24 protein-coding genes are annotated in these 22,578 nt (G+C 42.2%); 15 read left to right on the plus strand and 9 right to left on the minus strand.

All coding sequences use genetic code 11. The annotated features are described in order from the left end of the window. Positions 1-34: 34 nt before the first annotated feature. Both EW142_RS14825 and EW142_RS14830 read right to left on the minus strand, forming a co-directional pair. A complete protein-coding gene (locus EW142_RS14825; protein WP_130615171.1) occupies positions 35-391 on the minus strand; it encodes a hypothetical protein in 357 nt (118 codons plus the stop codon). Next, the gene (locus tag EW142_RS14830) at positions 388-765 is read right to left on the minus strand and encodes a hypothetical protein (RefSeq protein WP_130615173.1); all 378 of its coding nucleotides are present in this window, start codon (positions 763-765) and stop codon (positions 388-390) included. Before EW142_RS14830 ends, EW142_RS14825 begins: the two co-directional genes overlap by 4 nt. 148 nt (positions 766-913) lie before the next feature. On the opposite strand from EW142_RS14830, the gene EW142_RS14835 reads away from it, so the two are divergent. The 6 genes from EW142_RS14835 to EW142_RS14860 all read left to right on the plus strand — a co-directional run bounded on the left by EW142_RS14835 (position 914) and on the right by EW142_RS14860 (position 7,701). Then, positions 914-1,600 (plus strand): TetR/AcrR family transcriptional regulator, encoded by a 687-nt coding sequence (locus EW142_RS14835; protein ID WP_130615175.1) that lies wholly within the window; start codon positions 914-916, stop codon positions 1,598-1,600. Further along, on the plus strand, positions 1,593-3,260 hold the full coding sequence (locus EW142_RS14840) for a peptidase domain-containing ABC transporter (RefSeq protein ID WP_130615176.1): 1,668 nt from the start codon (positions 1,593-1,595) through the stop codon (positions 3,258-3,260). The genes EW142_RS14835 and EW142_RS14840 overlap by 8 nt, the downstream gene beginning before the upstream one ends. A gap of 4 nt (positions 3,261-3,264) precedes the next feature. Then, positions 3,265-4,617 (plus strand): HlyD family secretion protein, encoded by a 1,353-nt coding sequence (locus EW142_RS14845; RefSeq protein ID WP_130615178.1) that lies wholly within the window; start codon positions 3,265-3,267, stop codon positions 4,615-4,617. Next, positions 4,601-6,019 carry a TolC family protein gene (locus tag EW142_RS14850; RefSeq protein WP_130615180.1) on the plus strand — a complete coding sequence of 473 codons (1,419 nt, stop codon included), beginning with the start codon at positions 4,601-4,603 and terminating at the stop codon, positions 6,017-6,019. The genes EW142_RS14845 and EW142_RS14850 overlap by 17 nt, the downstream gene beginning before the upstream one ends. A gap of 11 nt (positions 6,020-6,030) precedes the next feature. Then, on the plus strand, positions 6,031-6,948 hold the full coding sequence (locus EW142_RS14855) for a YitT family protein (RefSeq protein ID WP_130615182.1): 918 nt from the start codon (positions 6,031-6,033) through the stop codon (positions 6,946-6,948). A gap of 120 nt (positions 6,949-7,068) precedes the next feature. Next, positions 7,069-7,701, plus strand: coding sequence for a thioredoxin family protein (locus tag EW142_RS14860; RefSeq protein ID WP_130615184.1), 633 nt, complete (start codon positions 7,069-7,071; stop codon positions 7,699-7,701). On the opposite strand, the gene EW142_RS14865 is transcribed toward EW142_RS14860, so the two are convergent. The 5 genes from EW142_RS14865 to EW142_RS14885 all read right to left on the minus strand — a co-directional run bounded on the left by EW142_RS14865 (position 7,684) and on the right by EW142_RS14885 (position 11,164). Further along, the gene (locus EW142_RS14865; protein ID WP_130615186.1) at positions 7,684-8,403 is read right to left on the minus strand and encodes a hypothetical protein; all 720 of its coding nucleotides are present in this window, start codon (positions 8,401-8,403) and stop codon (positions 7,684-7,686) included. The genes EW142_RS14860 and EW142_RS14865 overlap by 18 nt on opposite strands. A gap of 75 nt (positions 8,404-8,478) precedes the next feature. Next, positions 8,479-9,174, minus strand: coding sequence for a tRNA pseudouridine(55) synthase TruB (gene truB, locus EW142_RS14870; protein WP_130615188.1), 696 nt, complete (start codon positions 9,172-9,174; stop codon positions 8,479-8,481). 42 nt (positions 9,175-9,216) lie between these two features. Then, positions 9,217-10,011, minus strand: a complete 795-nt coding sequence (locus tag EW142_RS14875; RefSeq protein ID WP_130615190.1) for an undecaprenyl-diphosphate phosphatase — start codon at positions 10,009-10,011, stop codon at positions 9,217-9,219. A 1-nt stretch (position 10,012) separates the two neighbouring features. Next, the gene (locus tag EW142_RS14880; protein ID WP_130615192.1) at positions 10,013-10,276 is read right to left on the minus strand and encodes a DUF3098 domain-containing protein; all 264 of its coding nucleotides are present in this window, start codon (positions 10,274-10,276) and stop codon (positions 10,013-10,015) included. A gap of 9 nt (positions 10,277-10,285) precedes the next feature. Continuing rightward, positions 10,286-11,164 (minus strand): cell division protein FtsX, encoded by an 879-nt coding sequence (locus EW142_RS14885; protein ID WP_130615193.1) that lies wholly within the window; start codon positions 11,162-11,164, stop codon positions 10,286-10,288. Between the two features lie 88 nt (positions 11,165-11,252). On the opposite strand from EW142_RS14885, the gene leuS reads away from it, so the two are divergent. The 7 genes from leuS to EW142_RS14920 all read left to right on the plus strand — a co-directional run bounded on the left by leuS (position 11,253) and on the right by EW142_RS14920 (position 18,502). Then, positions 11,253-14,093 (plus strand): leucine--tRNA ligase, encoded by a 2,841-nt coding sequence (leuS, locus tag EW142_RS14890; RefSeq protein WP_130615195.1) that lies wholly within the window; start codon positions 11,253-11,255, stop codon positions 14,091-14,093. 78 nt (positions 14,094-14,171) lie between these two features. Beyond that, positions 14,172-14,426, plus strand: a complete 255-nt coding sequence (locus tag EW142_RS14895) for a SemiSWEET family sugar transporter (RefSeq protein ID WP_130615197.1) — start codon at positions 14,172-14,174, stop codon at positions 14,424-14,426. A 189-nt stretch (positions 14,427-14,615) separates the two neighbouring features. Beyond that, positions 14,616-15,716 (plus strand): alanine dehydrogenase, encoded by a 1,101-nt coding sequence (gene ald / locus EW142_RS14900; RefSeq protein ID WP_130615199.1) that lies wholly within the window; start codon positions 14,616-14,618, stop codon positions 15,714-15,716. A 91-nt stretch (positions 15,717-15,807) separates the two neighbouring features. Further along, positions 15,808-16,506 (plus strand): zinc metallopeptidase, encoded by a 699-nt coding sequence (locus tag EW142_RS14905; protein ID WP_130615201.1) that lies wholly within the window; start codon positions 15,808-15,810, stop codon positions 16,504-16,506. A gap of 78 nt (positions 16,507-16,584) precedes the next feature. Continuing rightward, the gene (locus EW142_RS14910) at positions 16,585-17,196 is read left to right on the plus strand and encodes a Crp/Fnr family transcriptional regulator (RefSeq protein ID WP_205783288.1); all 612 of its coding nucleotides are present in this window, start codon (positions 16,585-16,587) and stop codon (positions 17,194-17,196) included. 90 nt (positions 17,197-17,286) lie between these two features. Beyond that, a complete protein-coding gene (locus EW142_RS14915; protein WP_130615203.1) occupies positions 17,287-17,667 on the plus strand; it encodes a DoxX family membrane protein in 381 nt (126 codons plus the stop codon). A gap of 1 nt (position 17,668) precedes the next feature. Continuing rightward, positions 17,669-18,502, plus strand: coding sequence for an oxidoreductase (locus EW142_RS14920; RefSeq protein ID WP_130615205.1), 834 nt, complete (start codon positions 17,669-17,671; stop codon positions 18,500-18,502). Between the two features lie 2 nt (positions 18,503-18,504). On the opposite strand, the gene EW142_RS14925 is transcribed toward EW142_RS14920, so the two are convergent. Both EW142_RS14925 and EW142_RS14930 read right to left on the minus strand, forming a co-directional pair. Beyond that, positions 18,505-18,975: an Lrp/AsnC ligand binding domain-containing protein gene (locus tag EW142_RS14925; RefSeq protein WP_130615207.1), complete on the minus strand. Its 471-nt coding sequence runs from the start codon at positions 18,973-18,975 to the stop codon at positions 18,505-18,507. Positions 18,976-19,023: 48 nt separating this feature from the next. Further along, positions 19,024-20,397, minus strand: coding sequence for a saccharopine dehydrogenase family protein (locus EW142_RS14930; RefSeq protein ID WP_130615209.1), 1,374 nt, complete (start codon positions 20,395-20,397; stop codon positions 19,024-19,026). A 78-nt stretch (positions 20,398-20,475) separates the two neighbouring features. Between EW142_RS14930 and EW142_RS14935 the strand changes: the two genes are divergently transcribed. Together EW142_RS14935 and pckA are read left to right on the plus strand one after the other, a co-directional pair. Then, a complete protein-coding gene (locus EW142_RS14935; RefSeq protein WP_130615210.1) occupies positions 20,476-20,868 on the plus strand; it encodes a DUF423 domain-containing protein in 393 nt (130 codons plus the stop codon). Between the two features lie 63 nt (positions 20,869-20,931). Next, the gene (gene pckA / locus EW142_RS14940; RefSeq protein WP_130615212.1) at positions 20,932-22,548 is read left to right on the plus strand and encodes a phosphoenolpyruvate carboxykinase (ATP); all 1,617 of its coding nucleotides are present in this window, start codon (positions 20,932-20,934) and stop codon (positions 22,546-22,548) included. The last annotated feature ends 30 nt before the right edge of the window (positions 22,549-22,578 follow it).

Below are 22,578 nucleotides of genomic sequence, written 5' to 3' on the forward strand. Positions count from 1 at the left end.
ACAATGTTTATGGCGGTTTTTGTCCTAACTTTTGCTAGTTGTACGCCAAGAGTTCTTTACTGTCCAGAGCATTGACCAAATCTGCCGTAAGCGTTTTGTACGTCCTGAAAAATTTTATACCGTTGACCCTTTTAAAGGTAATTACCGGATTCTGATCACCTGAAACATCGGTAACTACAACAACAGAATTTTTAAGGGTCTTCATATCCGCGATACCACCTCTTTTGATGATGAAATTTTTCCGCGGAACATCCAAATGGCGATATTCGCTGGATGAGGGTTCAGAAATAATAAACTTGTCCCCGATCTTCACACTTTGGCTAGCAGTCTGTTGGGCATTGACCCATCCAATCGAAAGGGAGAATAACAGTAGTAAAACATAAGTTTTCATCTTGCCAGATTGTTTTGTTTGTTTGTTTTATTTGATAAGATTGCTTTGATGGTAGGTTTGTATCCGTAAAAGTCCCTACCATCTTCCCTGCGCAAAACCACTTGGGTTCTTCCGTCGGGCATCGTTTCCATGTGGTCAATGATGACCATAGTACCATGAAAATTAAGGGTCATTCCAAAACCTGAGCTCGAATTGAGTGAATTGTTCAATACAACAACCTGGGAGTAAGGTATTTCCAAGAGCAAGTTGTCTTCGGCATCTCCCCTGCTCATTGTGAAATGCTCAAATTGGATTTTTTTATAATCGTTCTGTGAGTATACCTCGTAACTCAGCAAAACCAACATTCCTATTAAAATAAGTAATCTTCTTTCCATATGCAACCACATTAATCTGTTTTCGAACATTAAAGATAGTACTTATCGCACAAAAAAAAGTATTACTACTGTTAAAAGGGAGTTAAACTATTATACTATGATAGTAATACTTTTATATTTGTCTGGAAGTAAAAGTAACTAGTGTGTCATGGAAAGATTAATGCATTCCATAAAAATAGGAATCAACAACAAGCTCTACGTTAAGGATCCTGAGTCCTCCGATTTGGGTAAAAGAATTATTGAGCAAAGTATTTTGATGATTGATGAAATGGGTTTTGAAAGCTTCACCTTTAGAAAACTTGGTGATCGAATTAAATCCAATGAGAGCTCCATTTACCGATATTTTGAGAACAAGCACAAGCTGTTGTTGTATTTGGCGTCTTGGTATTGGGGATGGCTTGAGTATAAAATGGTGTTTGCCACCAATGGTATTTCCAATGCTAGTGAGAAGCTGCGAAAAGCAATCGAAATTTTGACGCAAACTGTTGAAGAGGACGTCTCATTTTCGCATATCAATGAGGTGCTTTTAAACAAAATAGTAATAAACGAGTATTCCAAGTCCTATTTGACCAAGGAGGTTGATCAAGAGAATAAAGATGGGTACTTCGTCATTTATAAAAGACTGATTAACCGTCTGTATGAAATGATAGTTGCCTTAGATCCAACATACCCCTATCCATCAAGTTTGGCGAGCACAATACTAGAGGGGTCCTTGCACCAATATTTCTTAAGGGAACACTTCCCCATGCTTACCGATTGTAACGAAAAAATTACACCAACCGATTATTTTATGGATTTGGCCTTTAGGGCCTTAAAACCAACAAATCATGCCTAAAACCATTCTTACCGCATGGCAGCGCCTTTTGGGCATGCTTGCGTTGGACAAAAAAGATATTTTACAGATCTTTTACTACGCCATTTTTGCTGGAGTTGTAAATCTTTCCTTGCCATTGGGTATACAAGCCATCATCAATTTGATACAAGGGGCCCAGGTCAGTACTTCATGGATAATTTTGGTGATACTCGTTACTCTCGGTGTAGCTTTTGCTGGGGTTTTACAGTTGATGCAGATACGCATTATTGAAAATGTACAGCAGAAAATATTCACAAGATCATCTTTTGAATTTGCATATCGATTTCCAAAAATTAAGATGAGCCAGCTACGGAATTTTTATCCGCCAGAGCTTGCCAATCGTTTTTTCGATACGCTTACCATACAGAAATCACTCTCTAAGATTTTGATTGATTTCCCAGCGGCGCTTTTGCAGATTATCTTCGGATTGTTGCTCTTATCCTTTTATCATCCGTTCTTTATTATTTATGGCATACTGCTGATCCTGTTGATCTATGTTGTTTTTAAATTCACTGCTCAGCGCGGCCTTGAGACCAGTTTGGATGAGTCACAGAATAAGTACAAAGTTGCCCATTGGATTCAAGAAGTGGCTCGAAGTCTTGTGAGTTTTAAGCTTTCAGGTAAAACTACACATGCTATAGACAAGAACGATACCTTGGTGGTCAGCTATCTCGATGCAAGGGAAAGTCACTTCAAGGTCTTGGTGCTCCAATTCATTCAAATGATTGGTTTTAAGGTGTTAGTGACCGCAGGACTACTTCTTATCGGTGGTCTTCTGGTATTGAACCAAGAAATGAATATTGGTCAGTTTGTGGCTGCTGAACTTATCATCCTTTTGGTGATTAGCTCTGTGGAGAAACTGATTTTGGGCTTGGAGACTTTCTACGATTTATTGACCTCATTGGAAAAATTGGGTCAGGTAGTGGACCGGGAATTGGAGCCTTTGGACGGCGAACGTCCATTTTCTGAAGATGAAGGTTTCACCGTAGAATTGCAGAATGTGTCATATTTTGTTCCCGATAGGGACAAAAAAATAATCGACGATATTTCCTTGACCATTTCTCCTTCTTGTACAATTTTATTGCAGGGGCCGAATGGATCCGGAAAATCAACCCTACTCCGATTGATTGCGGGTATTCTTGAGCCTACCCAAGGCAATATTTTTGTCAACAATGTAGCCCTGCAGGGGTTGAACCTGAACTACTACCGTTACCATTTAGGGCAGTCCCTAACAGAGGAATCCCCTTTTGAGGGAACGATTGTGGATAACATTACCTTCGGTGACAAGGAGGTTTCGAAGGATGATGTGTATTGGGCACTTGAAAAAACAGGCTTGACTGAATTTGTCAAGGAACAGCCACAAGGACTCAATACAGTGCTTTACCCCGAAGGAAGGCAAATACCCTATACCATTGCGAAGAAGATTGTTTTGGCTCGTAGTATTGTAGGTCGACCTAAACTGTTAATTCTAAAAGATCCCCTAGATCAGTTCACAGAAGAAGAGGCTGAACGGATTATGGACTTTCTGACCAATCCAGAAAACGGATGGGCTTTGGTCGTGGTTAGCCAAAACCCCAAATGGACAGAGCGTTGCGGACGAATAATCACCATTGAAAACGGAAAATTGATTAACGAAAGATAAGATCATGCTTAATATTTCACATAACAGGTTGAACCAGAAAGTCGATATCACAGGATATAAGGCTGGGTTGAAAGTGTTCCATAAAAGGCATTACAAGCACTTTAACCGATTTTTGGCGGCATTTTCCTTTATCGTGCTAATTATCTTGTTTTTGCCATGGACCCAGAACATCTCGGGGGATGGCTTTTTAACCACACTCAAGCCTGATCAACGACCTCAGACCATACAATCACCAATTCCCGGTCGAATTGAGAAGTGGTATGTACGCGAGGGAGATTTTGTTAAGGCGGGAGATACCATCCTTCATATTTCTGAGGTAAAAAGTGAGTATTTCGACCCAAATCTAGTTGCCCGAACAGGACAACAGATTAAGGCGAAGGAGATGGCCGTGACCTCATACCAAGAAAAGGTAAAGGCATTGGGCACTCAAATTCAAGCAGTTTCAAAAGAAAGAGGGCTTAAGTTGGAGCAGGCACGCAATAAGCTGGTGCAATCCAGACTTAAGGTCCAGAGCGACAGTATTGATCTTGAAGCTGCCAAGACCAATATTCTCATTGCCCAACGTCAATTTGACCGTACCACAACCTTGGAAAAGGAGGGGCTAAAGGCGGTGACGGATGTGGAGGAGAAGCGCCTGAAGCTGCAGGAAACCCAAGCAAAACTTATATCCCAAGAGAACAAACTCTTGACCAGTAAAAATGAGGTCATCAATGCTCAGGTTGAAATTACCAGAATTGAGGCAGAATATGCAGACAAGATAGCTAAGGCCCGAAGCGATAGATTTACAGCCCAATCCAATCAATTCGATTCGGAGGCCCAGGTGACCAAGTTGGAAAATGAATACACCAACTATGAGATGCGAAATAATCTCATGTACATCAGGGCACCTCAAAATGGGTTCATCAATAAAGCGCTACAATCAGGCATTGGCGAAACCTTCAAGGAGGGAGACCGTCTTGTGGGGATTATGCCTTCTGATTACGAAATGGCTGTGGAGACCTTTGTGGAGCCCATTGACCTACCTCTTATTCATTTGGGTGAAAAAATACGTATCCAATTTGATGGATGGCCCGCTATAATATTCAGTGGCTGGCCCAACGTTTCCTTCGGAACCTTTGGAGGAAAGGTGGTTGCCATTGAAACCTTCATCAGCGACAATGGAAAATATAGAATTCTTGTCGCACCTGATAAGGATGAAGCGCCTTGGCCCAAAGATTTAAGGGTAGGTTCTGGCGCTTTTACCATGGCCCTGCTGGAGGATGTTCCCATTTGGTTCGAACTATGGCGACAGATCAACGGATTCCCACCAAATTATTATCAACCTGTAAACGGCAAGTCCGATGTTGCAAAAAAATAGAGCAAACATTCTCTTCATAACGGTTCTTCTCTGGACTGGGTTGTTTGGGATGTATGGTCAAAACGATACCATTGTGCTCAATTTTAATGAGTATTTGGGATATGTGAAAAAGTACCATCCGATTGCTAAACAGGCCCAATTGACCATTTCGATTGGTCAGGCCAACTTGATGAAGGCAAGAGGGGGGTTTGACCCCAAAATTGAGGTGGACTATGATAGGAAGGACCTGGATGGAACCGAATATTGGGATCGGTTGAACACGACCTTTAAAATACCAACTTGGTTTGGCATTGAGCTAAAGGGAAATTTTGAGCAGAATCAAGGTGAGTTTATCAATCCTGACGAAACCGTTCCCGATGATGGTTTGTATAGCGCCGGGGTTTCCATGTCACTCGGAGAAGGTTTTTGGATCAATGAGCGGATGGCCACTTTGCGAAAGGCGAAGTTTTTTCGCGAGCAGACCAAGGCCGACCAGGATTTGTTGGTGAACGAGATTTTGTATAAGGCTTCCTTGGCCTATTTTGATTGGTTGAGAGCCTATCAAGATGCGCAGATTTTTGGAGATTTTTTACAAAATGCCCAAACCCGGTTTGGGGGTATTCGGCAAAGTGCTTTGGCCGGGGACCGGGCGATGATCGATACCGTGGAGGCCAAAATAGCTGTTCAGAATAGGGCCTTGAGTTTGGAGCAGGCCAAAGTGAAGTTGATGAAAAGATCTTTGGAACTTTCCAACTTTTTATGGCTCAATGACATTCCTGTGGAGCTTCAGCCCGATGTAGTTCCAGATATCAATGTGGAAAACACCATTGATGGAACTTTGGAAATTATGGGAAGACCATTGGATAGCTTCACTTTGGAAAACCATCCCAAGATTCGATCATTGGACTTTAAGATAGATGGTCTTGTCGTGGATAAAAGGCTAAAAGCCAATAAATTGTTACCTACACTTGATGTGGAGTACAATTTTTTGACGGAGTCGCCGGATCAGTTGAATTCCTTTTTGACCGAGAACTTTAAAGGTGGGGTAACCTTCCGATTTCCTTTGTTCCTTAGGAAGGAGAGAGGCGATTTAAAATTGGCTAAGTTCAAACTGCGGGATGCCGAATTTGAAAGGGACAATGCTCAAGTAGAAATTCAAAACAAGGTCGTGGCGATTTATCGTGAGTTGGATTCTTACACTACCCAGAATCAGCTTATTGGTAACATTGTGAGGGACTACAGTACCCTTTTATCCGCAGAGGAGCGCAAGTTTAGCTTTGGCGAGAGTTCATTGTTTTTGATCAATTCTCGGGAAAGCAGCCTAATTGATGCTTTTTTAAAACAAAACGAAGTGCAGAACAAATTCTTTTACACCAAGGCGATGCTGTTCAAGAGCTTGGCAATAAACCCAATGGATCTATAAATGCAAAGGCTATGGCTCGGAAAAAAGGAATGCTTGGATACAGAAAATTGTTGAACACCAAAGGGTTCAAGTTGACCTTTACTTCCTATATCAAAGATACTTTCTTCATTGTCTCCGGTATTTTTGCCGCAGCGTTTGGGTTGGAAAGTTTTCTCTTGCCCAATCGGTTCATTGATGGAGGTGCAACAGGTATTTCCCTCCTAATTTCAGAAGTAGCAGAGATTCCACTTTGGTTGTTGATCATTATGGTCAACCTGCCTTTTTTGTTCATGGCTTACCGGGTCATTGGCAAACAGTTTGCTATAAAAGCTGTGTTGGCCATTTTTGGTCTGGCCCTCACATTGGTTTTGGTAAACTTTCCAGAGGTTACTCAAGATAAACTATTGGTTGCTGTATTTGGGGGTTTCTTCTTGGGAGCGGGAATAGGCCTTTCCATTCGTGGGGGAAGCGTGCTGGATGGTACCGAGGTGCTCGCCATTTTTTTAAGTAGGAAATGGGGCGCCAAAATAGGGGATATCATCATCTTAATGAACGTGGTCATTTTTTTGGCGGCAGCCTATTTACTCTCTATCGAAGCCGCGCTTTATTCCATGTTGACGTATTTGGCTGCTTCCAAAACTTTGGATTTTGTTGTGGAAGGTATTGAAGAGTACACTGGGGTGACCATCATTTCCCAAAAAAGTGAGGAAATGCGCACCATGGTGATTGAAAAGATGGGCCGAGGACTTACCATATATCAAGCTCGGGGTGGTTATGGAAAGAAAGGGGAGCAAATGGAATATGATGTGATCTATACTGTGATTACCCGTTTGGAAATACGCAAACTGCATCTCGAAATCGAAAAAATCGACGAAAAAGCCTTTGTGATAATGAACAGTATCAATGATACCAAAGGGGGAATGGTAAAAAAGCGCATCTTGAATCATTAGGAGGTCTCAAAAAAATACCCTTGATAATTGCTATTGTAAGTTTTCAATAAGGAATACTACCAATGATAAAAATCAGAAAGTAAGCATCAATTAGATGTTAATTTTGCAGGAAAGGACTTTATGGAAACTTTAGTGGATAACGGAAAAGCAAAGGTTTTGGCATTGGTGGCGGAAGGTATCTCCAAAGGAATGGACTATACCGAATACCGTGATATGGTTCATGGTTTGGCCAAAAACAGGGCAACCACCGGTCCCGAACAACTGGAATCGCTCATCAACTATACCGAGCTCAACGATAGACGAATGTCACGTTGGGACAAAACCCTTAAGATTTCAGAGGAATTGGAAACCAAAATCTCCGAACTGGATAAGGATATCGAGCTATTGGTGTTGACTGAAAGCTGGTGCGGTGATGCTTCCCCAAGTCTACCTGTTGTCAACAAGTTGGCACAGCTTAATCATAAGATTGACCTAAAAATTGTGCTTCGTGATGAAAATCCGGAGTTGATGGATGAATTTTTGACGAACGGGTCGAGATCCATTCCAAAATTGATTGTGCTTGACAAAAATAAAAATGAGATTATCGGCGAATGGGGTCCTAGGCCAAGTTTAGCAACGCAGATGGTAGAGGACTATAAAAAAGAACATGGCCATCTCACCTCAGAATTCAAGCAAGACCTTCAAGTTTGGTATAACAAGGACAAGGGGCAGAATATTCAAGAAGATTTACTGAAGCTACTTACTCTGAAATAGATAAGTAATGGTGCCTATTTGCGAGGCTTTGGAATCAGAACTAAATCGGGCTTTCAAGGCGTACCGAATGGCATTTTCAATCAGGCAGTAGTTATTTGTGCCGGAACTCTTCTCGTTAAAATCGGCCTCCATTACGTAGCCATTGGAATCTACTTTGATATTGATTACCACTTTACCTCCTTCAATACAGGTATAAATTGGCGGGGGAAGTGAATACGCATTGCGTTCCACCAAGGAATAGGAGATGGACGTTCTTCTGTCCTTTAGGTTATTGGTAAACGTTTCTTTTTGTTCTTCGCGTTCACTAAGTTGTTGTTTTTTTTCCTGTCGCTTAGCTGCAAGCTCCTTGAGATGGGACTCATACTCACTATCAGAAGCAGAGAACTCGCTGTTTTCGTTGTTCAACGCCCTTTCTTCCATTAATTCTTCCAAGGTCTTGAGCGGCTCAGGATTTCCCACTGAAGGCTTAGCCGTTTCGTTGAAGGCCATATGGCTTTTGATGGGATCATTGTTGACCAACTCCTCCAATCGTTTTTCCTCTTCCTTCAAAAGCTCCTCAATGTCCTCATCTGCCAAACTGAGCTCAATCGCATACTCCTCTTCCTGTATTCCTCCCAGATGGATATTGTACAGCAATAGCACAATAATGCTCATGGAGAACACGGTAATAAGTAACGATAACTGTTGACGGTTAAGGTTCATGGTGCTATAATAACCTCTTTTTTTCTAAATTATTTTATCTCAATGTTCGTACCTAATCCGGTTTTTGCACAGAAATTAACCCATATTTTGGAGTTTTTCCTTGAAAACTGCCGGTGTGACTGCATTACTTACGTCAAAATCGCCTATTTTGGTTCTTCTGAGTTGCGAAAGATGAGCGCCAGATTGCAAGGCTTTTCCAAAGTCATGGGCCAGTGACCGAATGTAGGTGCCCTTACTACAAACCACTCTAAAATCCACCTCTGGCATATCGATTCGTGTAATTTCAAACTCCGTTATAAGTATCTTACGGGATTTTATGGTAACATCCTGTCCTTTGCGGGCGAATTCATAAAGCCTTTTTCCATCTTTTTTTAGCGCAGAAAAAATGGGTGGTATTTGCTCAACTTCTCCCATGAATTGCCCAGTAGTTTCATGGATAAGGTCCTCCGTGATATGAGCGGTATCAAAAGTATGGTCAATTTCAGTTTCCAAATCGTATGAAGGCGTTGTGCTGCCCAGCATGAATGTCCCGGTATATTCCTTTGGTTGCCCCTGCAATTCCGGAATTTTTTTGGTGAATTTTCCGGTGCAAATGAGAAGTAGACCCGTTGCAAGGGGATCCAAGGTGCCAGCATGCCCAATTTTAAATTTCTTAAGGTCAAACTTTTTACGAATGGCCCATTTTAAAGCGTTAACAGCTTGAAACGAACTCCACTCCAAAGGTTTATCAATCAATAGAATTTGTCCGTTAAGAAAGTCTTCTTTGGTCATTAACAGCTTGTGATTTGTGGGAAAATAAGAAAATCTTGTCGTTTATCCCCAAATGCTCCAAGCAATGGCAATAAGACCCACGACCAAACAGTATATGGCAAAATAAGTGAGCTTGCTTTGACGAACCAGTTTGATCATCCAGGTACAGGCCGCTAGACCGGCAATAAAAGCTGCGACAAATCCAACTCCCATGGCCACGGCTTGCTCTCCCACAAAGTTGATTTCCCCACTCAATAAGTCTTTGGCCATTTTACCAAGAATTAAGGGGACAACCATCAAAAAGGAAAATCGGGCTGACTTGGTCTTATCCACCCCAAGCAATACAGCTGCTGAAATCGTGGCCCCACTTCGTGAGATACCTGGCAAAATAGCAACCGCCTGTGCCATTCCAATGGCAAAGGCACTTCGGTATGAAACTCCTTTATCTGTTGTTTTGGCCAAATCGGCCAGATACAGCAAAATAGCAGTAATTAGGAGCATAATCCCCACGATTATGATGGCGCCATCGAAAAACACTTCAAGAAAATCCTCCAAAAAGAAGCCTATCAAAGCTGCGGGGATCATCGAAATAATAATTTTCATGGAAAACTGCGTCTCCTCATTCCATTTGAATCGAAAAAGACCTTTAAAAATTTCGGCAACATCCTTTCGAAAAACAATCAAGGTGCTTAAAGCAGTTGCAAAATGTAGGACTACCGTGAACAAAAGACTTTCTTCGGGAAGGGAATCGGCGCCTAAAATGGCTTTGCCCAATTCTAAGTGACCACTGGAAGATACAGGTAAGAATTCGGTCAATCCTTGAATGATTCCAAGGATAATCGCATCAATAATGTCCAAATTATTTCTTGTTTTTGTTAGGGTTCAACAAAATGGCATAGACCTGAATGCCAAGACCGATGAGAACCAAAGTGGGGGCCAATCGTATTCTTCTGAAACTGTAGATGTCGGGATTAAATACATTGGGGTCATCACTGCCACCTCCACTCATTAAAATAAAGCCCAAAGCAATAAAGGCCAAACCGATGAAGAGAAACAAATAATTTCTTTTTTGAAAAATAAACTCCTTGGTTGGCTTGCTTTCCTTCTTATTTTTCTTACTCATGCTGTAAAGTTAATAATAAAGATCGTCAGTTCTTAGGTTCAAAAATCTTTGGGTCGCAAAATGGGTGCTGGCCCAAGAGATGATGACACCCAAGCCAAAAACACCGACAAAGAGACCTATCAACAGCACCAAATCTTGAAACAGATTGAGTTCCGGGAAGTTCTCATTTACATAGTAAAGCACCACGCCCAAGGCAATAAGGGCAAGTAGAGCCCCGAACATACCAAGTTTAATGTTGGTCCAAATAAAAGGCCTTCGAATAAAGGTTTTGGTCGCTCCAACCATCTGCATGGTTTTTATAATGAACCGCTTGGAATAAATAGATAATCGAATGGAACTATTGATCAACAGAACTGAAATAAAGGTAAAAACACCGCTGGCTATCAGAATCCAAAATCCAATTCTTTGCACATTGTCATTCAGTAACGAGATCAAGGGTTTGTCATAACTTACCTCCTCCACATAGGTTTTTGCCGAAATGCTTTCGGCTATCTCAGCCACTTGGTCTGGGGAAACATAATCTGCTTTAAGATGAATGTCCATTGAGTTTTTTAGCGGATTATATCCTAAAAACTCCACAAAGTTCTCCCCGATGTCCTCACTATATTGTTCAGCGGCATCTTCTTTGGAAATAAACTCTGCTGTTTTGGTGTACTCCGCCATGGCCAGACTTTTTTGCAGCTGTTCTATCTCAACAGGTTTCGCGTTGTCCTTCAAGAAAACAGAAATCGTGATTTGTTCCTTGAAATGATCGGCCAGTTTTTTGGTATTCAAAACCAAGAGTCCCAATACACCCAGTAAAAACAATACCAGGGCAATGCTCAAAACCACAGAAAAATAAGAGGAAATCAGCTTTCTTCGTTGATATCGTTCAATATATTGACTCATACAGGAAGTTCGATGCGTAAAAATAGAAAAGTAAATTGTAATTAGAGGATTACCGCTATTTTTGCTTCTCGAAAAAGTTGAAGCGAAGATGAACTATAATTTCAGGGAAATTGAGGCCAAATGGCAAAAGTATTGGGCCAAGAACCAAACGTTCAAAGCATCGAACCAATCTGACAAACCCAAGTTTTATGGCTTGTCGATGTTTCCCTATCCTTCTGGGGCGGGACTGCATGTAGGTCATCCCTTAGGGTATATTGCCAATGATATCTATTCCCGATACAAAAGGCACAAGGGGTTTAATGTACTGCACCCCATGGGATACGACTCCTTTGGCCTTCCAGCGGAACAATACGCGATTCAAACGGGGCAGCATCCAGCGGTTACAACAGAGGTAAACATAAAGCGCTATCGTGAACAGCTGGACCAATTAGGGTTTAGCTTCGATTGGAGTCGTGAAGTGCGTACTTCTGACCCTAAATATTACAAGTGGACACAGTGGGTGTTCATTCAGCTTTTTGATTCGTGGTATAATCAAAAAACGGATAAGGCAGAGGACATTCATGGTTTGATTTCCTTTTTTGAAAAAGAAGGGAATGCCAACATCCAGGCAGCTTGTGACGATGATACACCTGATTTCAGTGCAGAGGAATGGGCTAGCTTTTCCGAAAAGACCAAACAAGAAGTGCTATTGAAATATAGACTGACCTATTTGGCCGACACTGAAGTGAATTGGTGCCCGGCTTTAGGTACTGTACTGGCCAATGATGAAATTGTAAATGGCGTTTCTGAACGTGGGGGGCATCCCGTTATTCGGAAAAAGATGACACAGTGGAGCATGCGAATCACTGCGTACGCCCAAAGATTACTGGATGGGTTGGACACTGTCGATTGGCCCCAGCCCCTAAAAGATTCCCAAACCAACTGGATTGGACGCTCAGAAGGAGCTTCGGTCACCTTTAAGGTGAAGGAACATGATGCAAACATAGAGGTGTTCACCACACGGCCCGATACCATTTTTGGCGCAAGTTTCATGACCTTGGCACCGGAACATGAATTGGTCTCCCAAATAACCACTCCAGAACAAAAGGAGGCGATTGATGCCTATATGGAAGCCACAGCCAAACGTTCCGAAAGGGACAGAATGGCCGATGTAAAAACTATTTCTGGGGTATTTACAGGAGCTTATGCCGAGCATCCTTTTACCAAGGAACCGGTACCCATTTGGATTGGGGATTACGTCTTGGCGAGCTATGGCACCGGAGCAGTTATGGCCGTTCCCTGTGGGGACCAACGTGATTATGATTTCGCAAAACACTATAACATTCCCATTCCCAATATTTTTGAGGGGGTTGATATTTCGGAAGAAGCCTTTGCTGATAAAGAAAATACCGTGATTGCCAATTCTGACTTTTTGGATGGGCTTTCCTATAAGGATGCAGTCAAGAAAGTGATTGAAGCTCTGGAACAAATAGGTCAAGGCGAAGGCAAGATCAACTATCGCCTTCGTGATGCAGTTTTTAGTAGACAGCGCTATTGGGGCGAACCCTTTCCGGTATATTATGTTAATGGCATGCCTCAAATGATAGCCTTGGAGCACTTGCCCTTGGAATTGCCCGAAGTGGAAAAATACCTTCCCACCGAAACCGGAGAACCTCCGTTGGGCAATGCAACGCATTGGGCTTGGGATGCCAAAAACAACAAAGTTGTTTCCAATGAGATGCTGAGCCAAGTTCAACATGACGGTCATTCCGAACTTGATTCGGAATCCCATGAGGGTGTGTATCCACTAGAATTGAACACCATGCCCGGTTGGGCTGGAAGTTCCCAATACTTTAATCGGTATATGGACCCCCATAACGATGAAGCCATCTACTCACAGGAAGCCATTAATTATTGGCAAGATGTCGATCTTTATATCGGGGGAAGTGAACATGCGACCGGGCATTTGCTCTATTCCCGATTTTGGCAGAAGTTTTTGTTCGACAAGGGCGTTGCAACCAAGGATGAATTCGCCAAAAAATTGATCAACCAAGGGATGATTACAGGAACAAGTGCGTTTGTCTATAAAGACTTAGATTCTAACACATTGTTTTCGAAAGGCCTAAAAGAAGGCAAAAATGTCATTCCGGTACATGCCGACGTTTCTCTGGTTAATGCTTCGGATGAGTTGGATGTGGAAGCCTTCAAAAAATGGCAACCCGAATACAAAGATGCGGAGTTTGTTCTTGAGGATGGCAAATACATTGTTGGGCGTGAGATTGAAAAAATGTCCAAATCCAAATACAATGTCGTCAACCCCGATGCCATCTGCGAAGAATACGGAGCAGACTCATTGCGTTTGTACGAGATGTTCCTAGGACCCTTGGAGCAATCCAAACCTTGGAATACGGCCGGAATCACTGGGGTACATTCCTTCCTGAAGAAAATGTGGAAATTGTATGACGCTATTGAGGAAAGTGAGCCTACCGCTGAAAATCTCAAAACGCTGCACAAAACCATCAAAAAAGTGGAGGAGGATATCGAAAATTTCTCCTTTAACACTTCCGTGTCCACTTTTATGATCTGCGTTAACGAATTGACCGCGCAAAAATGTAAGAGTAAATCCATTTTGGAACCTTTGGCCATTTTAGTATCGCCTTATGCGCCGCATATCGCCGAGGAACTCTGGGAACGGTTGGGGCATAACGAATCGATAGCGGAAGCACCTTTTCCAATCTTTAAGGAAAAGTACTTGGTGGAAAGCACCAAGGAGTACCCGATTTCCTTCAATGGCAAACTTCGCTTTAAACTCGAACTTCCATTGGATATGGGGAAAGACGAGATTGAAGCTGCGGTGATGGCCCATGAAAAAACACACGCACAACTACAGGGTCGCGAACCCAAAAAGGTCATTGTGGTTCCGGGAAAAATCGTCAATATCGTAGGGTAGCCAGTTTCACTCCGGTAAAGGGGACTGCAGGTTTTTGAGGAAGGTCAAGTTTTGTTACCTTCACTCAAACCACCTTCCATGGAAACTATAGAAATCCTAGGTCTGGTAGCCGCTACTTTGACCACCAGTTCTTTTGTACCCCAAGTGTATAAAACCTGGAAAGAAAAATCCACGAAAGATATTTCTTTAACCATGTACCTTGTATTTTTTACTGGGACGATGCTTTGGTTGTACTATGGATTTGTCCACCGCAGTGCGCCCATTGTATTCGCCAATGGAGTTACTGGGTTGCTGGTGGCCTTTATTCTTGTCCTAAAACTGAAGTATAGGTAGTTTTATTAAAAAATAAAGGGTATAGATTCAATTTTTATTAAATATAATCTATACACCCCCATAAAAATAGGGGTCATTGGTTAAAAAAATGTAATTTTTGACATCATACCCCTACTTTTTATCGATTTTATTTCCCTTTTTGTTCATTTTGTAACACCTTTGAATCATAAATCAAAAAATCACAACAAAATGATTGTAGGGGTACCTAAAGAAATCAAGAACAACGAAAGTCGGGTCGGGATGACACCTGCCGGCGTTTTCGAATTGGTAAAAAACAACCACACCGTATATGTGCAATCTGGAGCAGGTGAGGGCAGCGGTTTTTTTAATGACGATTACCAACAGGCCGGGGCCACCATTTTGGATACCATTGGTCAAGTTTATGCTATGAGCGAAATGATTGTGAAGGTCAAAGAGCCCATTGCTGAAGAGTACAACCTAATTCAAAAAGACCAGATTGTTTTTACCTACTTTCATTTTGCTTCCAGTGAAACATTGACCAAAGCCATGATAGCAAGCAAGGCCATTTGCATTGCTTATGAAACCGTGGAAGATGAAGATGGTACTTTGCCTTTGCTCACCCCCATGTCTGAAGTGGCAGGAAGGATGGCCATTCAACAAGGAGCGAAATATTTGGAGAAGCCCAAAAAAGGAAGAGGCGTACTCTTAGGTGGAGTTCCCGGTGTAGCTCCGGGGCGTGTACTGGTCTTGGGAGCAGGTACTGTTGGAATTCAGGCTGCAAAAATGGCAGCAGGATTGGGCGCTCATGTAACCATCTTAGATATCAATATGAAACGTTTGCGTTACGTAAACGATGTAATGCCAAGTCATGTAGTGACCGAATTTTCCAACGAGTTTAATATCAGAAAGCATATTAAAGACCACGATTTAATCATCGGGGGAGTATTGCTCAAAGGGGCAAAAGCACCAAATTTGATTACACGCGAGATGCTGAAGGATATGCGTCCAGGAACGGTAATTGTGGATGTAGCAGTAGATCAGGGCGGCTGTGTAGAGACCACCAGACCTACCACACACGAAGACCCTATTTACATCATAGATGATGTTGTGCATTACTCCGTGGCCAATATGCCAGGGGCGGTGCCTTACACCTCTACGATGGCACTGACCAACGTTACCCTGCCATATGTACTTAAGCTAGCCAATATGGGATGGCGAAGTGCTTGTAATTTTGATAAATCCTTGGCGAAGGGATTGAACATCGTTGAGGGTAAAGTGGTATACGAAGAAATTGCAGAGGCTTTTAGTTGGGAACCTGCTATGGCCTAACGTACATTTTGTCAGTTAATAACCCTAGCCCCGCCTTGGCGGGGTTTTTGCTTTATAGTTGGTATATTTATAAGAGAAAAACGAAAAAACTATGATGACATATTATATCCTCATTGGAGGAATTGCTTTGTTAAGCTGGCTCGTCAGTACCCGATTAAAAAGCAAATTCAAAAAATATTCGCGTGTACATTTAAGAAATGGTATGAGCGGGGCTGAGATTGCCCAAAAAATGTTGGATGATCATGGCATTCGCGATGTAAAGGTCATTTCAACAGCTGGAATGCTCACAGACCATTATAATCCAAAAAACAAAACAGTCAACCTAAGTGAAGGGGTGTATAGCCAACGCAATGCTGCTGCTGCGGCCGTCGCTGCACACGAAGTGGGCCACGCGGTTCAACATGCTCAGGCTTATGAATGGCTGACCATGAGGTCCAAACTAGTGCCTGTGGTGAGTGTTACTTCAGGCATGAGTACCTGGATTGTTTTTGGAGGAATTGCCCTTATGGCCACCAATGCTTTAGGAGGAATTGGGTTTTATGTGGCTGTTGCCGGACTTGCGATGATGGGTTTCGCAACCCTGTTTAGTTTTATTACGCTACCCGTTGAATACGATGCCAGTAAGCGTGCATTGGTATGGCTAAAGCAGAAAAATATGGTAAGTCAACAAGAATATGCAGGTGCAGAAGATGCTTTAAAATGGGCAGCTAGGACCTATTTGGTGGCAGCGTTAGGCGCATTGGCGTCCCTACTGTACTGGGCCTGGGCGGTATTCGGAGGACGAGATTAATCTTTGAGCAATGAGTTTAGTTAACCTGCTTGATAACCTCAAGCAGGTTTTTTATGGCATTTATTGTAATTTTCATAAGTGAACTTCAATAAAACATTGATTCCAAAAGAATATCAAGGCCTATTCGACAATATAGGGCGGTACGTGACTCTCTCGGATAGTGAGAAAGAAAGAATTGCCGCTATAGTTACGTTGGCACCCATAAAAAAGAGACAGTTCATAGACCAACCCGGGTATATAAGTCTGTATCGAAATTATGTGGTCAAAGGAGCTTTTCGTTCGTTCTTTTTGGATAAGGATGGAAAAGAACACACGGTTCAAATTGCAATTGAGGACTGGTTCGTAAGCGATTTTTATAGTTATATAACCCGTACTCCTGCGACCTTATTTGTCGAAGCTTTGGAGGATGCCATATTGCTTCGCATGAAATATGAGGACATTGAGCCCCTGTGCGGAGAAATCCATGTTTTGAGTGAGTACTACAGAATCACTACGGAAAAGGCTTTTGCCTATTCCCGTAACCGCGCACTTTCCAATTTAAGTATGACTGCCGAAGAACGTTATTTGCAATTAACCTCAATGTATCCCGGCATCGTAAATCGTGTTCCCCAAAAGGTTATTGCTTCTTATTTAGGGATGACCCCGGAGTTTTTGAGCAAGATTCGAAGAGGTATCTCTGGAAATTCTTGAACTAGTTCAAGCAAATTTCCTAATCCAAATTATTAGAGCGCCGTTCTAGGAACGGCAACTTTGTCGTGTTGAATTTTAAATCTATTTACAATGAAAACAACACTGAACAATGTACTATTTGGATTTCTTGGACTGCTCATGGTGGTTTTTGGACTAAACAAATTTCTGGGTTTTATTCCCGTAGAACCTCCAGCCGACGAAACAGCACAACAATTTTTGGGAACCATGTTTACCTCCTATCTTTTCGTTGTGGTCGCGATTGGGGAGATAGCAGGAGGTATTCTTTTGGCTATGAGAAAAACCCGACTTTTGGGATGGCTACTATTGGCACCGATTGTGTTTAACATTGTCGCTTTTCATGTGGCCCATGATTTTGTGGGCAATGGCATATGGTTGCTCCCGACAGCTTTGTTTTTAGTTGGTGGCTTTTTCTTGAAAGGAGAAACTTTTGAACTTTTAAAAACCAACTAGGATGGAGAAAAGAATCTGGTTAATTACGGGCATATCAAGTGGCTTGGGAAAAGCTTTAGCTGAAAGGATAATGGATTCAGGAGATTTGGTGTTGGGCACCTTTCGCAAGGAGAATCAAGTGAACGAGTTTAACAAAGCCAACCAAGGAAGGGGTCATGCCTATCTTCTGGATGTCACGGACCATTTGGCCATAGAAAACGTGGTTGTGGCCATAAAAAATGTGTACAACAAAGTCGATGTCCTAGTAAACAATGCAGGAATTGGATTCATAGGTGCCATTGAAGAAAGCAGTATGGAAGAAGTGCGGCAAGTTTTTGAGGCCAATTTCTTTGGGGTTCTAAAATTGACTCAGGAAATCTTGCCCCTCATGCGTGAACATAAAGCTGGGCATATTGTCCAAATCTCATCGCATGGAGGACTGAAGGCTTTTGGCGGATTTGGCATTTATAATGCAAGCAAATTCGCCTTGGAGGGATTTAGTGAGGCCTTGGCCCAAGAAGTTGCCCCTTTGGGTATCAAAGTATCGCTAGTAGAACCTGGTCCATTTCGTACACAATTTGCCGGTTCGGGGCTTCTAGAAGCAAAACGGACAATCCCGGATTATAATGAAACAGCGGGCGCCTTCAGAGCCAAACTTAAGGGTGTGGATGGTAAACAGGAAGGGGACCCTGCCAAAGCGGCTGAGGCAATTCTACAATTAGTGAACGATGAAACGCCTTCCTTTCGACTACCATTGGGCAAAACAGCACTACTTACCATAGAAATGAAGTTGGATAGTGTGCGGGATGACCTGGAAAGGAATAGAAGTATCGCCGAAAATGCCGTTTTTATTTAGGCTTAAATTGAAATTTGCCTATCAATTTGTTGATCCAGCGAAATGAAGGTCTCCGTACGGGATACCCCTTCAATTTGCTGGATTTTCTTGTTCAGTACTTGCATCAAATGCTCGTTGTTTCTGCACAGCACCTTAATTAAGATGGACCAATTGCCCGTCGTATAATGGCATTCCAAAACCTCTGGAATCTTCTCGAGTTCTTTCACGGCTCTGGGATTGGCCATGGCTTTGTCCAAAAAAATACCGATATACGCCATGGTGGAATAGCCCAAAACTTTGGGGTTGAGAATGAATTTCGAACCGGATAACAGACCCGAACTCTCCAACTTTCGAAGCCGTTGGTGAATAGCTGCTCCAGAGATGCCAATATTTCGGGCTATTTCTAAAATGGGTCTTCGGGCATCTTCCATTAGAAATCTTAGAATCTTTTTGTCGATGCCGTCAATTTTAACCGAACTGTTATTGGATTTCATAAGTAGCTTAAAAAAGTCAACCTAAAGGTATCAAAAAAAAGAAAATTGTTAAATGGCAATCGAGTCTGGGTTATATCCTAAGTAAGGCACCTCAAATTCGTTGAAATCAATCCCATGGGATTTCAGTTCGACTAAAATGGGATCGTATACTTCACTCTTAATTGGTATTTGAATACCTGGGGTTTTTATTTTTTGATTCAAAATTTGAAGTGCTGCCATCGCCACTGGAAGTCCAACCGTTTTTGCCATTGCAGTATAGATTCTATTTTCCCCAAGTACTACCATATTGGCATCTATTTGTTTCTTTTCACCGCCAATTTCGTAGCCAAACTTGTGGTACATCACAATCATATCTTTTTCATGCTCCAAAAGCGTCCAACTATCCTCCAAAATATACTGTAGCATTTGTGCCGGGGTGGCATTTTCTAGTGGAATTTTTTTGGATGCATCAAATAGATTAAGTTCCAATAACTTGCCCCAGCGAATATCATCTTGATCAATTTTAAGGTAATGACGGAGTTTTAGCTCCACAGAATCTGTGGGAGAGTAAGGCAAAAACAAGTTCACAAATTCCCGGTACGACATACCTTTTGAATTTTCAATGATATAACTATCATCCGTCATACCCAACATTACGAACATGTGCCAAGCTTTTGAAAATCCTACTCGGCGCATGGTGCCCCTATACAAGGTAAGTGCATCTTGTAGGCCATAGGCTTCCCTGTATTTTAGTGAATCCCGATTCGCATAGCCTTCAAAGGTGCCATAACCCTTGACCTCCAAAAACTCCGTTCTTCTGAACAATTTTTGATAGGGAATATATTTATAGGTTCCTTCTTGAATGAATTTTGCCGCTCCGCCTTGACCTGCCACTACAACGTTCCGTGGGTTCCAGGTAAACTTGTAATTCCAAAGGTTGGTATCGCTGTCGGGTGCTACCAATCCTCCTGTAAAAGACTCGAAAAGCAGCATTTTGCCTCCAGTATCGCGAATACGATCTATAATCTGCATGGCACTCATGTGGTCAATCCCTGGATCAAGGCCTATTTCGTTCATAAAAACAAGACCAGCTTTTTTGACATCGGCATCCAGCTTTTGAATGTCTTGATTGATATAAGATGCTGTAACCAAGTGCTTTGTATGTTTCAGGCAGTCTTCAGCAATTTTAATATGCAGTTTTGGAGGGAGCATCGAAACCACAATGGAGGCCTCAGCTATTGCTTTTCCTCTTTCAGCATCATTAAAAATGTCCAGCTTTACCAAGCTGCAATTTTCATGTGAGGTCATTTTTGGGTCAACTTGTGAAAAGTCGATATCGCAGATGACTAATTTCAACTTTTCCTCAGCGGATTTTTCAAGTATATATTTTAGCAAATAGGCGGTGGACTTGCCAGCACCGAAGACCAAAACTGTACGGGACATAGCTTTTCGTTACTTTTGATAGAACGATTGCTAAGGTATCAAATTGTTATACCTATAAAAATATTAGCTAAAAAAGTTATGAAAAAAACATTTTTGCTTGCTGGTGCGGTATTAGGTTTGTTGGCAGTGCTTTTAGGGGCTTTTGGAGCCCATGGATTGGAGAAAATTGTGGATAAGGATGCTGTTGAGTCGTTTGAAACAGGTGTCCGCTATCAAATGTACCATGCATTCTTCTTTTTGTTTGTTGGTATTTGGGATGGAATTGGAATTAAGAAACAAAGACTGCTTTTTTGGTTGGTCTTGATGGGAATCATACTTTTTTCTTGCTCGATTTACCTTTTGGTATTGGGTCCCGTGCTGTCATGGGATTTAAAAATAATTGCCTTTTTAACACCTTTAGGAGGCACATTATTGATTGGGGCATGGTTTTTTTTGGGATATTTCATTTTGACCAAAAAATCGACAAAATAAACTACAAAAACACCTTGGTAAGCACTTATTTTTCTAGCTTTGCCCCAAATTAAATCCTAAAAAATGACATCGCACAACCCAATTACGAAATCGATTTCGTTAAAGCAGCACGGAATTTTTCACGATAGGGTAAACTATCAATCTTCCCCAGAAAACTTACACGACAAAACCATAGACATGGACATGGGTAAAGAAGCTTCTTCAGGGGCTTTGGCTGTAAGCACCGGAGAGTTCACCGGACGTTCTCCAATGGATCGGTTTATTGTAAAAGATGAAATTACCGAGGACAAAATATGGTGGAGTAACATCAACATTCCATTTGAGAGCGACAAGTTTGACCAATTATATGACAAGGTCATTAGCTACTTGAATGAAAGGGAACTGTTCGTGCGGGATTGCTATGCCTGTGCTGATGGGGACTACAGAATGAATCTTAGGGTAATCAATGAATATCCTTGGTCCAATATGTTTGCCTACAACATGTTCTTAAGACCTACTGAGAATGAATTGGATGCTTTTGAACCAGAATGGACCGTAATCAATGCGCCTGGGTTTCACGCGGACGCAAAAATTGATGGTACGCGCCAACATAATTTCGCAATTTTGAACTTCACCAAAAAGATTGCTTTGGTAGGAGGAACCGGGTATACTGGGGAAATCAAAAAGGGGATTTTCTCCGCCCTTAATTTCATTCTACCTGTGTACAAAAATACCTTGCCCATGCACTGCTCGGCCAATGTCGGAGAAGACGGGGATACGGCACTTTTCTTCGGATTATCAGGAACAGGAAAAACCACTTTGTCAACTGACCCGAACAGAAAGTTGATAGGCGATGATGAGCATGGCTGGACCCCAGACAATACCGTATTTAATTTTGAAGGGGGATGTTATGCCAAAGTGATAGACCTTTCACAAGAAAAGGAACCCGAAATCTACGGTGCCATAAAAAAGGGTGCCATTTTGGAGAATGTTATCATGGACGCAAATGCAGTAGTGGATTATAGCGATACCTCCATCACCCAAAATACCCGGGTGAGCTATCCCATTCATCATATTGAAAACATACAACAACCCTCCATAGGAAAAAATGTAAAGAATATCTTCTTTCTAACCGCTGATGCTTTTGGTGTTTTGCCTCCTATATCAAAATTAACCCCAGCGCAAGCTGCATATCATTTTATTTCTGGATATACAGCGAAAGTAGCTGGAACCGAAGCCGGAGTTATTGAGCCCCAACCGTCTTTTTCAGCATGTTTTGGAGCGCCTTTTATGCCTTTGCATCCCGCTAAGTATGCTGAGATGTTAAGTGAGAAAATGATAGAAAATGGGGTGGATGTTTGGCTGATCAATACAGGTTGGACCGGTGGGCCCTACGGCGTGGGTACCCGAATGAAATTAAAGTATACCCGTGCTATGATCAGTGCCGCACTGAGTGGAAAATTAGGGTTATATACCTATGACAACTACCATATTCATTCTGTATTTGGAGTGGCCCAGCCCCGGGAGTGCCCAGGAGTGCCTACCAGTGTTCTGAGCCCAAGAGCCACGTGGAACAATGATGATGCCTACTATAAAACGGCATTTAAATTGACCAATGCGTTTCGAGAGAACTTTAAAAAGTTTGAAGCTTATGCGAGTGAAGAGATTCGCCGTGGGGGCCCCCAACGATATGCCTTCTAAAAACAAAAAGCCCGATCAGTTGATCGGGCT

Origin of the sequence: Flagellimonas allohymeniacidonis, assembly GCF_004296335.1 — a bacterium.
GTDB lineage: Bacteria > Bacteroidota > Bacteroidia > Flavobacteriales > Flavobacteriaceae > Flagellimonas > Flagellimonas allohymeniacidonis.